The 225-nt window shown below is 45.8% G+C and carries 1 protein-coding gene; it reads right to left on the bottom strand.

Features of this window, described 5'->3' with window-relative positions; all coding sequences use genetic code 11:
• A partial coding sequence (locus V6252_RS13175) for an ABC transporter substrate-binding protein (RefSeq protein WP_341610745.1) occupies nucleotides 1–225 on the bottom strand: 225 nt, incomplete at both ends.

Below are 225 nucleotides of genomic sequence, written 5' to 3'. Positions count from 1 at the left end.
TTTGTTCGCAGTCTGTTCTGCCTTTGGTACTTGATAAGAATGGTCCTCGCCAATGTAACGATTCTTTCGTCCATTGACACAGCCTGCCGCATTCACCTCATCAAAATACATATTGGCTGCTGCGACTGCAGGATTACCAAATCCAGCAAACGGACCAGATAAATCATTTGCAACGCCTAAGATAATCTCAGTATCGGTCACGCCCTGTACTGGCATATCGCTTGT

Origin of the sequence: Psychrobacter proteolyticus, from assembly GCF_038155145.1 — a bacterium.
In the GTDB taxonomy this organism is placed as follows: Bacteria; Pseudomonadota; Gammaproteobacteria; order Pseudomonadales; family Moraxellaceae; genus Psychrobacter; species Psychrobacter proteolyticus_B.
The sequence above is the reverse complement of the archived record's forward strand: the minus strand, read 5'-3'. Positions and strand labels throughout refer to the sequence as shown.